Origin of the sequence: Anaerostipes hadrus ATCC 29173 = JCM 17467 (genome assembly GCF_030296915.1) — a bacterium.
In the GTDB taxonomy this organism is placed as follows: Bacteria; Bacillota; Clostridia; order Lachnospirales; family Lachnospiraceae; genus Anaerostipes; species Anaerostipes hadrus.
On sequence record NZ_AP028031.1, the window covers coordinates 810,019 to 824,080 of the forward strand.

Here is a 14,062-nt window from a genome sequence, read left to right on the forward strand (position 1 = left end):
ATGAAAATATTAGTAACCGGTGGAGCCGGATTTATCGGTGGAAACTTTGTTCATCATATGGTAAACAAATATCCTGATTACGAGATCGTAAACTTGGATTTATTAACATATGCAGGAAACCTTGAAACATTAAAACCAGTGGAAGACAAACCAAATTACAAATTTGTCAAAGGTGATATCGCAGACCGTGAATTTATCATGGATTTATTTGAAAAAGAAAAATTCGATATCGTTGTAAACTTCGCAGCAGAAAGCCATGTAGACCGTTCTATTGAAGATCCATCTATTTTTGTAAAAACAAATGTAGAAGGGACAGTCGTACTGTTAGATGCAGCAAAGAAATACGGTGTAAAACGTTACCATCAGGTATCTACAGATGAAGTATACGGAGATCTTCCATTAGATCGCCCAGATTTATTCTTCACAGAGACAACACCACTGCACACATCAAGCCCATACAGCAGTTCCAAAGCAAGTGCAGACTTATTTGTATTAGCTTACCACAGAACATTTGGACTTCCAGTGACGATCTCAAGATGCTCAAACAACTACGGACCATATCATTTCCCAGAGAAGCTGATTCCACTAATGATCAGCCGTGCCTTAGCAGACGAAGAACTTCCAGTCTATGGAAAAGGTGAAAATGTCCGTGACTGGTTACACGTATCTGACCACTGCGAAGCTATTGACCTGATCATCCACAAAGGAAAAGTCGGGGAAGTTTACAACGTAGGTGGACATAACGAACGTACTAACTTAGAAGTTGTAAAGACAATCTTAAAAGCGTTAGACAAACCAGAAAGCCTGATCAAATTCGTAACAGACCGTCCAGGACATGACATGCGTTATGCGATCGATCCAACAAAACTAGAGACAGAACTTGGATGGGAACCAAAATATAACTTTGACACAGGAATTGCACAGACAATCGAATGGTACTTAAATAACAAAGAATGGTGGCAGAACATTTTATCTGGAGAGTATGCAAACTATTTCGATAAGATGTACGGAAACCGCTTATAGGAGTCTGTATGAGAGTACAGAAACAGACAAAACGAGTGTTATACTGGGGGATAACACTCGTTTTGATGATTTTGATTTTTTCATTTTCTGCAAAGAACGGCACATCCTCAGCAGGGATGAGTATCGGATATGCGAAAGAACTTGCAAGGATCCTAAGCTTTCTTGGATTTTTCCAGATTCATTCTAATGCTGATCTTATGATGCATGCAGAAGCGGTGCATACGTTTGTTAGAAAAACAGCACATTTTACGGAATATGCAGTACTTGGATTCTTTACTTATAAGGCGGTGTCATGTGATGTGCTAGATCGAAAGAAAGCAGTATTGACCGCACAGTTGATTTCTACAGGATATGCATCAACAGATGAGATTCATCAGATGTTTGTTCCAGGACGAGAAGGAAAAGTATTTGATGTGATGATCGATAGCTGTGGGGCGTTTTGTGGAATTATGGTATCTTTGATCACGCAGAAATTGATAGAGAAAAAGAAAGGAAATCAGATTTAAGATGTCTGATTTCCTTTCTTTTTCATGCTCACTAAGCTGGAATCCAATTCCCGATCCATTTTTTTGTTGTTTTGTTATATTTTCTTTTGTATAATTTCCCGTTCATAGTCTTATATTTCCAAACGATGACATCGCCGCTGTATACAGAGGAATCTTCTTCTGAAACAGCAATGGAAGGTTCGCTTGAGGTATTTTGGGCTGAGACGATTGAACCAGAAAATACACCAATAGAGATAAAACTAAGTAAAAATAGAAAAATAAATTTATTTAATGTTTTCATAAAATTTCGTAGCCTCCTTTTTGCTAGAATATATTTTAGGACTTTTATAATCTTCAGGGTTTTCAATGATTCCTGTATTTATAAAAGCATCTTCATGTTTGACATATAAATCATAGCCCTTTCCATCTTTTCGCTTTATATAAAAAGAATTACTGCTGTCAGGTTTATCAAAAATAACAGTGCCATCATTGTCATAGTTTGGAGCTGGCGAACTTGGCTGAAAGATAAAGCACAGCGAAAGGGTGAACAATAAAGAAATAGATCCAATATGTATAAATTGTGAAAATAAATTTCTGCGAATCTTTGGACTATCATTGATAAGATCGCATCTTTTTTCAATGTTTAAAATCGTACCTTCCTGAAAATGCAGTGTTGGAAGGGTGTGGAACGTATGAGTCTGTTTGGAAGTATTGAGAAGACTTAACATATAATTTGTTCTTGTAAGTTCATCTCTGTCTTTGGTAAGTCGGATATCATTTGCATATTCCGCAGTATCTTTGATCAGACGGCGAATCATATAAGAAAGAGGATTCCACCAGTAGATACATACAACGAGTTCCCAGAAAAAAATCTTCCATAAGTCATTGTGTAGATAATGATTGAGTTCATGCATAAAAATAAAACGCAGATCCTGATCACTGTATTCTCTGTCAGGAAGAAGGATCACTGGATGGATCAGACCAGAAATTGCAGGACTAGAAAGGCCAGGCACCTGATAGATTAAAATCTGCTTCGTACAATGATATTCTTCCAAAATATCAGAAAAGATTCTTAATATTCTTATGTCATCGAGAGGGTCTAACTGATGAAGTAAATGACGATAGCGAACAAGTTTATAGAAATATAAAGCAAGTCTTAAACAACTTCCAAAGCAAAAAATGATCACAAGGATTGTTAGAAATTCCACAGATAAAATCTTCACCCTTAAAAGATTAAAAAGAAAAGGAAGAATTTTATGGGATTCAACATTTGCTGCAAAATGAAAATTCCAAGGCAAAAGCATACGGATCGTGACAACTCCGACAGCAAGATAAATCACAAAGGTTCCGTTTCTTAAGATAAATCGTTTGCTTCTGCAAAATACATAAAGATAAAGCATCATCAGACTGCCAAAAAGACAGCAACTAAATACGGAACCATAATTCGCAGGTGTCATATCAAGACTTCCTTTCTAGAATTTTCTTACGTTCCTCTAATTTCTCCTGTAAACGTTCAATCACTTTAATATCATTTTCAGACTCCACATATTGAAGAAGTATATTAGAAGATAAAAGATCTTCCAGCACTCCGTTGATATTCTCAGAAGCATAATCTTCAGAGGAAACAACAGGAATATAACGTCTGGTTAAAACCTTACCACTATATACAATGTCGGAAACTTCAATATAGTTTTTCTTAAGTAGAGAACGCAATGCAGATTGAACGGAATTCAGATTCAGTGAAGGATCAAGCTGAACAAAATCAGAAGCAATCATAGGCTCTTTTTTGTCCCATAATGTTTTCATGATATTTAATTGTGATGGTGTTAGTTTTTTGTATTTCATAAATTATCAACTCCTTGAGTTTATTTTATATGAATATATTTATATTTTCAACAACTATTTTGAATTGAAAAAAATAAATGTTTTAAATTAAAATAGTTGTTGAAAAAAGAATCATAATATAGTAGAATAGAAAACGAAGATAATAAATATTGATACATGGTAGGTGGGGTATTATTAAATTTGTAATAATACCCCTAAATTTTTTGTCAAGTAATAGGTCATATTTTCAATAAAACTCTCTATCATCAGGTTATCTACTACCAATATAACACAAAACATGGAGAAATGAATAGTCTGATAGAAGAAAGAAATACAGGGAAAATAATATGGCAGGAGTAATTTTAGATGCTGGTCACGGCGGTTATGATAATGGAGCCCAGTATGATGGAAGAAAGGAAAAAGACGACAATCTAAGACTGACACTCGCAGTCGGTCAGATTTTAGAGCAAAATGGCGTTCCAGTATCCTACACAAGACAAAGTGATATCTACCAGTCACCATCTGAAAAAGCAAGGCTTGGGAATGAAAGTGGAGCTGATTATTTTATCTCATTTCATAGAAATGCAAGTCCAAATGCGAATGAATATCAAGGCGTTGAAACACTGGTATTTGATGATCAGGGGATCAAAGCAGAGATGGCAAGAAATGTAAATGCGAACTTAGAACAAGTAGGATTTCGTAATATTGGAGTTAAAGAGCGCCCGAATCTTACTGTATTAAGAAGAACAAAGATTCCTGCGATCTTGATCGAGGCAGGTTTTTTAAATTCAGATCAGGACAACGAAAGATTTGATGAGAAATTTCAAGAGATCGCACAAGCGATCGCAGATGGAATTATGGAAACGATCGGAGATGAAAATGAAGCTCTGAAGGGAATCTATCGTGTCCAGATTGGTTTATACCGTAATTTTTCTAATGCACAGTATGTTCTGAATCGTGCGGTTGCAGATGGATACGAGGGGAATATCGTTTATAAGGATCCTTATTATGCAGTTCAGATTGGGGAATATAATACGCTTGATGAAGCAGTAAGATTGGAAAATGAATTGAAGAAAAAAGGCTATGATACACTTGTTATCAAGGAATGATCTTAATTTAAGAAAAACACACATACTGCAAGGTGCGCAGCCAATAGAGATTGTAAAAGATGGCACGCACCGGCAGTAAAAAAGTATCACAATATCCATTGTAAAAAATATAAAAAGAAAAAGCTAAAAAAGGCTTGACTTTTGTATAAAATGCTGATAAGATAAAAGCAACTTAAGAAAATAAAGTGACTTAAATGATATGAATATTGAGGATTGTCACTGGTAATGCAGGCAAAACCGGATTTTATAAGTGTGAAAGTGTTGACTTTCATATTTATAAAATGTGGTTTTCTTTTTATTTTAAAATAAAACATATAATATATATACTAGAAGAAAAGCTTCCAATGATCATGGAGAGAAGATTATGAAAATAGATAAGGTAATGAACAACAACGTAGTAAGCAGCATCGATGAAGATGGACAGGAAATCATTGTTGTTGGAACAGGAATTGGATTTCAGGGGAAGGAAGGAAAAGTAGTTGATGAGAAGAAGATTCAGAAGATCTTTCGATTAGAAGATCCGAAGATGATCCGGAAATTAAAAGAGATCTTACAAGATCTTCCGATGGAACAATTTGAGATTTCAACAGCGATCATAGAACATGCAAAGCAAAGTTTAGGAACAGAATTAAACGAGAATATTTATGTGACATTAACAGATCATATTCATTTTGCGATTCAGCGATATGAAGATCATATGAATTTTCCAAACCCGATGCTTAGGGAAGTAAGATTATTTTATGAGAAAGAATTTGCACTTGGAGAATACGCATTAGGAATGATCAAACAGCGATTGAATATATCACTCCCATTAGATGATGCGGCATCCATTGCTTTACACATCGTGAGTGCAGAATTTGATACAAGAGTCAAAGATACTTTAAAGATCACTGAATTTTTAGAAGATGTTATGGAACAGATAAAGAACTACTTCCATTTGGAGATCGATACCCAGTCATTGAGTTATGAACGGTTTATCACACATTTGAAGTTTTTATCCAGAAAGTTATTTGCGTCAGAACGAATGGATGATATGAACAATGATGTACAGGAGATGATCCAGAAGATCTGTCCGGAAGAATATCAGTGTGCAGGATATATTAAGACTTTTATTAAAGAAAGATACAAAAAAGATATGACATCAGCAGAAGTTGCATATTTAACGATGCATATCGAGAGGATCAGAAAAAGCAGTATAGAAAAAGGAGAAGAAGATGTTTGATTCATTAAAGAAGATGTTTGAGAAGAACGCAAAGACAATTTCATTAAAAGCAGTAGAAGATGGGAGAACAATCCCAATGGACGAAGTCAATGATCAGACATTCGCTCAGGAATTATTAGGACCAGGAATCGCAATTGTTCCATCCAATGGAACAGTCGTTTCTCCGATCAATGGAACGATCGCCACGGTAATGGATACAAAACATGCAGTCTGTATTCAGGGAGAAGACGGATTAGAGCTGATCGTTCATGCAGGACTTGATACCGTGGAATTAAATGGAAAGTACTATCAGACATATAAAGAAATTGGAGATCAGGTAAAGGCAGGAGACGTTTTGTTGGAATTTGATCTTGAAGAGATTACAAAGGCGGGATATGACGTCACAACGCCGATCGTAATAACGAACTTAGGTGATTATAAGATCACGAAGTGTTTGACAGGACAACAAGTAAAAGCAGGGGAAGAGGTGATACAGTTAACAAAACAATAACAAAGATGAGTAACTAAAAGAGAAGGAAAAGAACATGAAAAACTTAAAGTAAAAATGAAAGGGGACAATCTATATGAAATTTTTACAAAAATTAGGAAAAGCGTTAATGCTTCCAGTAGCATGCTTGCCAATCTGTGGTATTTTAATGGGAATCGGATATGCACTGTGTCCTGCAACCATGCAGGGTGGTGATATCACAGGTATTGGAAACCAGATCGGATTCTTCCTTGTAAAGGCAGGGGGAGCATTGATCGACAACATGGCATTACTGTTTGTTATCGGTGTCGGTGTTGGTATGGCAGAAAAACATGATGGAACGGGTGGCCTGGCAGCTTTAGCATCATGGCTGATGATCACAAATTTGTTATCTACAGCAGTAGTAACAACAATCATGCCATCTATTGCAAAGAATGCAGATGCAACACTTGCATTTGATAAGATTTCCAATCCATTTATTGGTATCTTAGCCGGTGTGATCGGATCTATGTGTTATAACAAATTCAAAGATACTAAATTACCAGATTGGTTATCATTCTTTAGTGGTAAACGTTGCGTAGCAATTATCGCTGGTGTTGTATCTATCATTGTATCAGTTGTATTACTGTTTGTATGGCCAGTTGTATTTACAGCATTGATCACAGTTGGTCAGTCTATTGCCAAGATGGGAGCTGTTGGAGCTGGTATTTATGCATTCTTAAACCGTCTGTTGATCCCAACAGGATTACATCATGCATTGAACAATGTATTCTGGTTTGACACGATTGGACTCGGAGATTTAACTCATTTCTGGGCAGGAGAAACATCTAAGAATGTATCATGGAGCCTTGGAATGTACATGTCAGGATTCTTCCCATGTATGATGTTCGGTATTCCAGGAGCAGCATTAGCAATGATCCAGACAGCAAAGAGTAACAAGAAAAAGATTGCCATCGGTTTAGTAGGATCCGCAGCTCTTTGTGCATTTGTCTGTGGTGTAACAGAACCATTTGAATTCGGATTTATGTTCTTAGCACCAGGTTTATATGTTATCTACGCAATCCTTTACGGAATCTTTACAACGATCACAACACTGGTAGGATTCAGAGCAGGATTTAGTTTCTCAGCAGGAGCAACTGACCTTGTATTCTCATCTTCCTTACCAGCAGCACAGAAGACATGGATGATCATTCCTTTAGGAATCGCAGCATTTATCGTATTCTATGTAGTATTCCGTATCGCGATCACGAAATTTGATCTGAAAACACCAGGTCGTGAAGATGATGATCTTGATGAAGAAAATATTACATTAGCCAATGATGATTTTACAGCAATGGCAGCAGTCATCCTTGAAGGATTAGGCGGAAGTGCCAATGTTAAGAGTATTGATAATTGCATCACAAGACTTCGTCTGGAAATCAATGATGATAACAAAATAGATGAAGCGAAGATCAAATCCTCAGGAGCAGCAGGAATCATTCGTCCAGGAAAAGGTAACATTCAGGTTATCATTGGACCAAAAGTTCAGTTTGTTGCAGATGAGATGGAAAAATTATGTAAATAAGCCTTTATTGTTATTCATAGTTTTCTCCGAAAACGGGCCGGTGATATGCCGGCTCGTTTTGTGTTGATAATTGACAGTGACAGAATGGTCTTGCAGGAGATGATTATTAACTTGAAAGTACATTCAAAAATATGATCAAACAAAAATGCACCGTGAAGGAAGAATCAGTTTCAGTAAAACAGGGCAAAAAAGCCCTGTTTTATTTGATTGTATAGTATCAGACTGCTAAAATAGAATCAGAAAGAACAATACAAATGGGTAACGGAAATCGAGGTAATATAATGATTATAAAAAATGGACTGGTATTCACACCAGAAGGAAAATTTGAGAAAAAAGATCTCTATGTAGAAGGAGAATACGTAGCGAAAGAAACAACGGACAACAAAGAAGTAGAAGCTGAAGGATGTTATGTGATACCGGGACTTGTCGATATTCATTTTCATGGATGTGTCAGACATGATATGTGTGATGGAACCGAAGAATCCATTCAGGCACTGGCTGATTATGAAGCAGCCAATGGAGTATTGGCAATCTGTCCTGCGACAATGACGATTCCAGAAGAAGAACTATTTCAGGCAATGAAGGCAGCAAAAGGACATAAGAATGGAAAAGGTGCAGATCTTGTCGGAATCAATATGGAAGGGCCTTTTATAAACAAAGAGAAAAAAGGTGCACAGAAAGAAGAGGACATCAAGCTGGCAGATGTTGAATTATTCCATAAACTGCAGGAAGCAGCCGGTGGATTGATCAAATTAGTGGATCTTGCTCCAGAGACTGAAGGAGCTATGGATTTTATCAATCAAGTGAAAGATGAAGTACATGTATCAATTGCACATACGATGGCTGATTATGATACAGCAAGTGAAGCAATCAGAAGAGGTGCCGATCATATCACACATTTGTATAATGCTATGCCGCCGTTAAATCATAGAGAACCGGGGGTTATTGGAGCAGCAAGAGACAGTGATTGTTATGTAGAACTGATCTGCGATGGAGTTCATATTCACCCATCCTGTGTCAGAGCAACCTTTGAAATGTTTACAGACAAGAGGATCGTACTGATTAGTGACAGTATGATGGCAACGGGAATGGAAGATGGACAGTATGAATTAGGCGGACAGCCAGTGACTGTAGTAGGAAACGTTGCAACACTGACCGAAGGAGGAGCCATCGCAGGTTCTGCAACAAACCTAATGGATTGTATGAGAACGGTAGTCAAAGAAATGCATATTCCATTCGAAAGTGCAGTCCGATGTGCAACTTTGAATCCAGCAAAATCCATTGGAATTGATGATAAATATGGAAGCCTTGAAGAAGGAAAATATGCGAATGCAGTAGTTTTAGATAAAGATTTAAATATTGTATCTATCATTCAGAAGGGGCAGGTAAAATAAGGAATATCAATTGAGATAAGAAAAAGAATTCTGTGTAGGCAGGATTCTTTTTTTATACAGGAATTCATAAAATGATAAAAACAAAGGGAGCAGAAAAATGCTTCGAAAAATCACGATCATGATCTTTCTGATCTTAACAGTAGTCTGGTTTACAAATAGTGACAGTATCCAGCCCGCCAGAGAATTTATACAAAACAACATTTATGTCTGGAGTGAAATGCAAGAGGAAAAACTTCCAATCTATTGTGTAGATACGCAGAAAAAACAAATAGCACTGACATTTGATACTGCATGGGGGAATGAAGATATACCACAGATTCTCAAAATATTAAAACAGGAAAATGTAAAAGCAACTTTTTTCTTCTGTGGAGACTGGATCAGCAAATATCCAGCTGATATCAAAACAATCTATGAGGAAGGACATGATATTGCAAGTCATGGAGATCATCATAAATACATGACAAAATTAACAGACAAACAGCAGCAGGAAGAAATTCAAGGAGTGACACAGAAGATTCAAGGATTGTTAGGTATCAAAATAGATCTTTTCCGGGCACCATATGGAGATTATAACGAATCTGTCGTAAGGAATGCAAGAAAAATGAACTATTATATGATCCAATGGAACGTAGACAGCCTAGACTGGCAAGAGCCAACGAAAGAACAGTTAATTAAGAAAGTTTGCGAACACAAAAATTTATCACCTGGAAGTATCATTCTGATGCATACAGGAACGAAATGTACCAAACAGGCATTAAAACAGATCATTAAAAATATCAAAGCAAAAGGATATGAGTTTGTACCAGTGTCAAGATTAATCTATCGAAGAGATTACCGTATTGATCCAACAGGGAAACAGATGAAACTATGAAATATCAAAGAGGTATCGAAACAAGCATCGAAATCCTATTAAAACACTCGAAAATCTTGACAATCAAATAACAAATAATACATAATAAAAAGAAACGCATAATTTCATGGTAATCTGTATATGCAGATCTTAAGCCGGAATACTTGCCATGATCTAAGGATATACTTTGCGAGCGACGAAGTCGTCCTCATGGTGCCAGAATGACAAAAGATAAGATGATAAAATGTAGTCTTTTTAGAAATGAATAAGAATGCATGTCTTTTTGTTATGTAAATAAGCCAGAGTAGATCCTTTTATGCTGTATACGTGGGAGGATCTATTTTTTATGAAAAAATATATGGTATGGCTGATTTCTGCATTGATGGCAGTATCGATGACAGCCTGTTCAAATGCACAGAAAAAAGATACAAAAGATCAGGCACAGATAACAACGGCAGCAAAAGAGAATGCAACGCAGACAGAAGCAGCAAAGACAATAAGTAAAAAAGAGAAGAACGAAAAGAAAAAAGATAAAAAGAAATCACAGAAGAGTAAGAAAAACAGCAAAAAGACAAAAAACAGTACAGCAAAAAAGAAAGAGACAAGCACAACAACAGCTAAAAAGAAAAAAGTAAAGAAGAAAAAAACAAAAGAAAAGACAACAAAGACAAAGAATACAAAAGAAACAACAAAAACAACAACAGCCAGTAAAAATGAATCAACAGTACAGACGGCAGAGAATCAGACAACAGAAGCAAAACAAGAACAATCTTGTGAATTTCTGATCAGCTGTAAAACAGTTCTCTCTAATAAAAGTGCATTGCAATCCAATTACCAAGTTCCAGCTGGCGGGAAAATTTATGAGAAGAAGATGGAGTTTGAAGAAGGCGATACCGTGATGGATGTTCTCAAAAGAACAGGAGTAGATATTGATGTTTCTAAAGGATATGTAGCAGGAATTGACGGTTTATACGAATTTGATTGTGGAAAAAACAGTGGATGGATGTACCGTGTCAATGGTAAGTTTCCAAACTATATGGCAGGGAAATGTAAGCTTCATGATGGGGATAAAGTGGAATGGCTGTATACCTGTGTCAGAGGAGATCTGTAGATGATCAAGGCATTAAAAAGAGCCCATCCGTTCGTTGTATTTACTTATTTTACAGGAATGTTTTTGCTGGCACCATTTAGCAGACATCCATGGATGACAGGAGTGCAGATGATCTGTTTATGCCTATTGTACTTTTATCATAATCGGAGTTTGAAAAAGTTTTTTCCGTTGATTGCTTTGATCTTGATCGTGGCTGTAACGAATCCATTATTTGTACAAAGAGGAGGAACAATCCTGTATGCAGACACACACATAAGGATCACGAAAGAAGCATTGCTTTATGGAATTCATTACGGATGTGTATTAGTAAATCTTTTACTGGTCTTTTCAATCTTTAACCAATATATAAAGAAAGAGCAATGGATCTATTTATCAGGCAGATTCTTCCCTAAACTTGGTGTCGTAACATCCATGGCATTTGGATTGATCCCAAGATATCAAAACCATGCAAAGAAGATTTTAAACACACGAAAATCCTTAAAATCAGAACAGGCTGTACAGCGTGTCATGAATACAGTGTCAATGGAAACGACATGGGCATTTGAGTCTTCGATGGATCAGTTGGATTCGATGAGTGCAAGAGGTTATGGAATTGGGAAACGAACGCATTTTCATTTATTTAGGTGGGAGAGAAATGACTGGATTCATATCGTGGAGATTGTGATTTTGATGATATTAAACCTCTGGGCATACATCCACTATTATTCCAGATTTTTCTTTTATCCGATGATCATTATGCCAGCATTTCAGATGAGAGATCTGTTGTGGATGTTTATGATGGCATTTCAGTTTTTATTACCATGCATGTGGAAGGAGAATTTTGATGTACGAAATTAATAATTTAACATTTCGATATATGTTATCGGATAGAAATTCTCTAGAGCAAGTATCATTAAAAATTAAAAAAGGAAAGATCACTCTGATCGCAGGGCCAAGCGGCAGTGGAAAGACGACGTTGTTAAGACATTTAAAAAAAGAACTGCTGCCCAAAGGTAAAAGATCTGGAAAAGTTTTATATGATGGGCAGGAAATAGAACAATTGAAAGACTTGCAGTCTGTAAAAGAAGTTGGGTATTTATTTCAGAATCCATCAGCCCAGATGGTAATGGATACCGTATGGCATGAGATCGCATTTGGACTTGAGAATCTCAGAATGCCTTATGAACAGATGAAGCGAACAGTAGCCGAGATCGTTAATTATTTTGATCTGCAGAAAATATACCATGAAGATACAGACAAGCTATCTGGCGGACAAAAACAATTGGTGAATCTGGCAGCAGTTATGGCAATGCATCCGAAAGTATTGATTTTAGATGAGCCAACCGCACAGTTGGACCCAGCGGCAAGGAAAGATTTTCTTGTGATGCTTCAGAAAATACATAAAGAATTTGGTTTAACGATTATTTTAACATCGCATAACTTGGAAGATGTGATGGAAATGTCAGATGAATGTGTGATCTTAGATGATGGAAAAGTTATCGAACAGGGAAATCCGAAAGAGGTTGCAAGACATCTTCAAAAAATACATCATCCATTGGAACAGTCTCTACCACAGATTCTTCGGCTAGAAGAGAAATTTCAGATAGAACTGACCTTTTCGATGGAAGAAGCAAGGGAACAGATCAGGAAAAAAGAATATCAGTTGATAAAGAAAACACATTTTGAAGGAAAAACAGTTTTTTCAATTTCACATTTATATGCAGGGTATGAGAAAGGAAAGGATGTTCTTTCGAATCTGTCAGTCGAAGTTAAAGAAGGTGAAATCTTTGCAGCTGTCGGAGCAAATGGAAGTGGAAAATCAACGCTTCTTTCTTGTATGGTAAAGCAGATGAAATTTGATGGAAAATTAAAATGCAAGAAAAAAATCGTCTATATGCCACAAGATCCAACACTATTGTTTGTAAAAGATCAGTTGTTTGAAGACCTTTTGGAGATGGGAAAAGAAAAAGAAGTAAAAATCGATAAATTATTGGAAATGGCGGATCTAATGAGAGAAAAGAAGTCACATCCATATGATCTAAGTGGAGGACAGCAGCAGATGGCAGCGTTGATCAAAGTATTACTTGCAGATCCAGAAATCTTGCTGTTAGATGAGCCGACCAAAGGAATGGATCGGGAACACAGCAGGAAGTTTGGAGACCTTTTACGCAAACTTACAGATCAGGGAAAAACGATATTTATCGTATCGCATGATCTGGAATTTTGTGCTGAGTATGCTGACCGCGTTGGAATGATGTTTGATGGGAAAATTGAGGGAATTGATGAGCCATCCAAGTTTTTTGCACAAAATTATTTCTATACGACAGAGTGTGCAAAGATTACGAGAGATTTTGAGAAAGTGATCATTCTGCCACAGGAGGTGGTAAGCGTATGTTAAATGCGGTGATCATTTTTATGGTGTGTATATCATGTATTCCATACTATTTTAAATATGAAAAGAAGAAACCACAGACAAGAGAAAGTGTCGTGCTTGCGGTGATGATCGCATTGACGGTTGCATCCAGAATGTTATTTGCATTTTCACCAGGATTTAAACCAGTTAGTGCAATGGTGATCATCTGTGGTATGGCATTTGGAAGAGAATCTGGCTTTTTATGTGGATCTTTAAGTGCTGTGGTATCGAACTTCTTTTTTGGACAAGGACCATGGACTCCATTTCAGATGCTTGCATGGGGAATGATCGGATGGATCTCAGGAATTTTAAATCAGAGAAAATGGTTGGAAAACAGTAAGATACTGTTAACGATTTTTGGGATTCTTTCAGGAATTTCATATTCTTTTGTGATGGATATCTGGACACTTCTGGCAGCAGAAGATGGATTTCAGTGGATGCGGTATGTGGCAGTATTAGGAACTTCGGTTCCAGTGACGATTGAATACTGCGTATCGAATGTGATATTTTTATGGATTTTAACACCTGTTTTTGTGAAGAAACTAAACAGGGTTAAATATAAATATGGTTTCTTCAAAGATGAAGAAGTCAGGAAACTAATCAATCAATGAGACATAACAAG

15 protein-coding genes are annotated in these 14,062 nt (G+C 36.6%); 12 read left to right on the top strand and 3 right to left on the bottom strand.

Annotated features, from left to right (window positions below; genetic code table 11):
* Both rfbB and QUE18_RS03865 read left to right on the top strand, forming a co-directional pair.
* Positions 1–1,023, top strand: coding sequence for a dTDP-glucose 4,6-dehydratase (gene rfbB, locus QUE18_RS03860; protein ID WP_008392110.1), 1,023 nt, complete (start codon positions 1–3; stop codon positions 1,021–1,023).
* 8 nt (positions 1,024–1,031) lie between these two features.
* The gene (locus QUE18_RS03865) at positions 1,032–1,529 is read left to right on the top strand and encodes a VanZ family protein (RefSeq protein ID WP_009204185.1); all 498 of its coding nucleotides are present in this window, start codon (positions 1,032–1,034) and stop codon (positions 1,527–1,529) included.
* Positions 1,530–1,560: 31 nt separating this feature from the next.
* Here QUE18_RS03865 and QUE18_RS03870 read toward each other — a convergent pair whose 3' ends face one another.
* The 3 genes from QUE18_RS03870 to QUE18_RS03880 are packed head-to-tail and all read right to left on the bottom strand — an operon-like array spanning position 1,561 to position 3,353.
* Positions 1,561–1,809, bottom strand: a complete 249-nt coding sequence (locus QUE18_RS03870) for a hypothetical protein (protein WP_009204184.1) — start codon at positions 1,807–1,809, stop codon at positions 1,561–1,563.
* Complete coding sequence (locus tag QUE18_RS03875) at positions 1,793–2,965, bottom strand: M56 family metallopeptidase (protein ID WP_040344436.1); 1,173 nt, start codon at positions 2,963–2,965, stop codon at positions 1,793–1,795. The genes QUE18_RS03870 and QUE18_RS03875 overlap by 17 nt, the downstream gene beginning before the upstream one ends.
* Position 2,966: 1 nt before the next feature.
* Complete coding sequence (locus tag QUE18_RS03880) at positions 2,967–3,353, bottom strand: BlaI/MecI/CopY family transcriptional regulator (RefSeq protein ID WP_008392115.1); 387 nt, start codon at positions 3,351–3,353, stop codon at positions 2,967–2,969.
* A gap of 326 nt (positions 3,354–3,679) precedes the next feature.
* Between QUE18_RS03880 and QUE18_RS03885 the strand changes: the two genes are divergently transcribed.
* The 10 genes from QUE18_RS03885 (at position 3,680) to QUE18_RS03930 (ending at position 14,051) form a co-directional block, all read left to right on the top strand.
* A complete protein-coding gene (locus QUE18_RS03885) occupies positions 3,680–4,441 on the top strand; it encodes an N-acetylmuramoyl-L-alanine amidase (protein WP_009204182.1) in 762 nt (253 codons plus the stop codon).
* Between the two features lie 364 nt (positions 4,442–4,805).
* On the top strand, positions 4,806–5,663 hold the full coding sequence (gene licT, locus QUE18_RS03890) for a BglG family transcription antiterminator LicT (RefSeq protein ID WP_009204180.1): 858 nt from the start codon (positions 4,806–4,808) through the stop codon (positions 5,661–5,663).
* A complete protein-coding gene (locus QUE18_RS03895; RefSeq protein ID WP_009204179.1) occupies positions 5,656–6,153 on the top strand; it encodes a PTS sugar transporter subunit IIA in 498 nt (165 codons plus the stop codon). The genes licT and QUE18_RS03895 overlap by 8 nt, the downstream gene beginning before the upstream one ends.
* A 73-nt stretch (positions 6,154–6,226) precedes the next feature.
* Positions 6,227–7,693 carry a PTS transporter subunit EIIC gene (locus QUE18_RS03900; RefSeq protein ID WP_009204178.1) on the top strand — a complete coding sequence of 489 codons (1,467 nt, stop codon included), beginning with the start codon at positions 6,227–6,229 and terminating at the stop codon, positions 7,691–7,693.
* Positions 7,694–7,974: 281 nt separating this feature from the next.
* The gene (gene nagA / locus QUE18_RS03905; protein ID WP_022091440.1) at positions 7,975–9,087 is read left to right on the top strand and encodes an N-acetylglucosamine-6-phosphate deacetylase; all 1,113 of its coding nucleotides are present in this window, start codon (positions 7,975–7,977) and stop codon (positions 9,085–9,087) included.
* Positions 9,088–9,184: 97 nt separating this feature from the next.
* The gene (locus QUE18_RS03910) at positions 9,185–9,958 is read left to right on the top strand and encodes a polysaccharide deacetylase family protein (RefSeq protein ID WP_009204176.1); all 774 of its coding nucleotides are present in this window, start codon (positions 9,185–9,187) and stop codon (positions 9,956–9,958) included.
* Positions 9,959–10,283: 325 nt separating this feature from the next.
* Positions 10,284–11,048 (top strand): DUF4430 domain-containing protein, encoded by a 765-nt coding sequence (locus QUE18_RS03915; protein ID WP_242852498.1) that lies wholly within the window; start codon positions 10,284–10,286, stop codon positions 11,046–11,048.
* Entirely contained in the window at positions 11,049–11,885 is an 837-nt protein-coding gene (locus QUE18_RS03920) for an energy-coupling factor transporter transmembrane component T (RefSeq protein ID WP_009204174.1), read from the top strand. It begins immediately after the preceding gene.
* The gene (locus QUE18_RS03925) at positions 11,872–13,425 is read left to right on the top strand and encodes an ABC transporter ATP-binding protein (protein WP_009204173.1); all 1,554 of its coding nucleotides are present in this window, start codon (positions 11,872–11,874) and stop codon (positions 13,423–13,425) included. Before QUE18_RS03920 ends, QUE18_RS03925 begins: the two co-directional genes overlap by 14 nt.
* Complete coding sequence (locus QUE18_RS03930) at positions 13,419–14,051, top strand: ECF transporter S component (protein ID WP_009204172.1); 633 nt, start codon at positions 13,419–13,421, stop codon at positions 14,049–14,051. Before QUE18_RS03925 ends, QUE18_RS03930 begins: the two co-directional genes overlap by 7 nt.
* Positions 14,052–14,062: the final 11 nt, after the last annotated feature.

Bases quoted from the DNA above. Each gene is read 5' to 3' on its own strand.
- rfbB (WP_008392110.1), top strand. From the start codon at position 1: ATGAAAATATTAGTAACCGGTGGAGCCGGATTTATCGGTGGAAACTTT.
- QUE18_RS03865 (WP_009204185.1), top strand. From the start codon at position 1,032: ATGAGAGTACAGAAACAGACAAAACGAGTGTTATACTGGGGGATAACA.
- QUE18_RS03870 (WP_009204184.1), bottom strand. From the start codon at position 1,809: ATGAAAACATTAAATAAATTTATTTTTCTATTTTTACTTAGTTTTATC.
- QUE18_RS03875 (WP_040344436.1), bottom strand. From the start codon at position 2,965: ATGACACCTGCGAATTATGGTTCCGTATTTAGTTGCTGTCTTTTTGGC.
- QUE18_RS03880 (WP_008392115.1), bottom strand. From the start codon at position 3,353: ATGAAATACAAAAAACTAACACCATCACAATTAAATATCATGAAAACA.
- QUE18_RS03885 (WP_009204182.1), top strand. From the start codon at position 3,680: ATGGCAGGAGTAATTTTAGATGCTGGTCACGGCGGTTATGATAATGGA.
- licT (WP_009204180.1), top strand. From the start codon at position 4,806: ATGAAAATAGATAAGGTAATGAACAACAACGTAGTAAGCAGCATCGAT.
- QUE18_RS03895 (WP_009204179.1), top strand. From the start codon at position 5,656: ATGTTTGATTCATTAAAGAAGATGTTTGAGAAGAACGCAAAGACAATT.
- QUE18_RS03900 (WP_009204178.1), top strand. From the start codon at position 6,227: ATGAAATTTTTACAAAAATTAGGAAAAGCGTTAATGCTTCCAGTAGCA.
- nagA (WP_022091440.1), top strand. From the start codon at position 7,975: ATGATTATAAAAAATGGACTGGTATTCACACCAGAAGGAAAATTTGAG.
- QUE18_RS03910 (WP_009204176.1), top strand. From the start codon at position 9,185: ATGCTTCGAAAAATCACGATCATGATCTTTCTGATCTTAACAGTAGTC.
- QUE18_RS03915 (WP_242852498.1), top strand. From the start codon at position 10,284: ATGAAAAAATATATGGTATGGCTGATTTCTGCATTGATGGCAGTATCG.
- QUE18_RS03920 (WP_009204174.1), top strand. From the start codon at position 11,049: ATGATCAAGGCATTAAAAAGAGCCCATCCGTTCGTTGTATTTACTTAT.
- QUE18_RS03925 (WP_009204173.1), top strand. From the start codon at position 11,872: ATGTACGAAATTAATAATTTAACATTTCGATATATGTTATCGGATAGA.
- QUE18_RS03930 (WP_009204172.1), top strand. From the start codon at position 13,419: ATGTTAAATGCGGTGATCATTTTTATGGTGTGTATATCATGTATTCCA.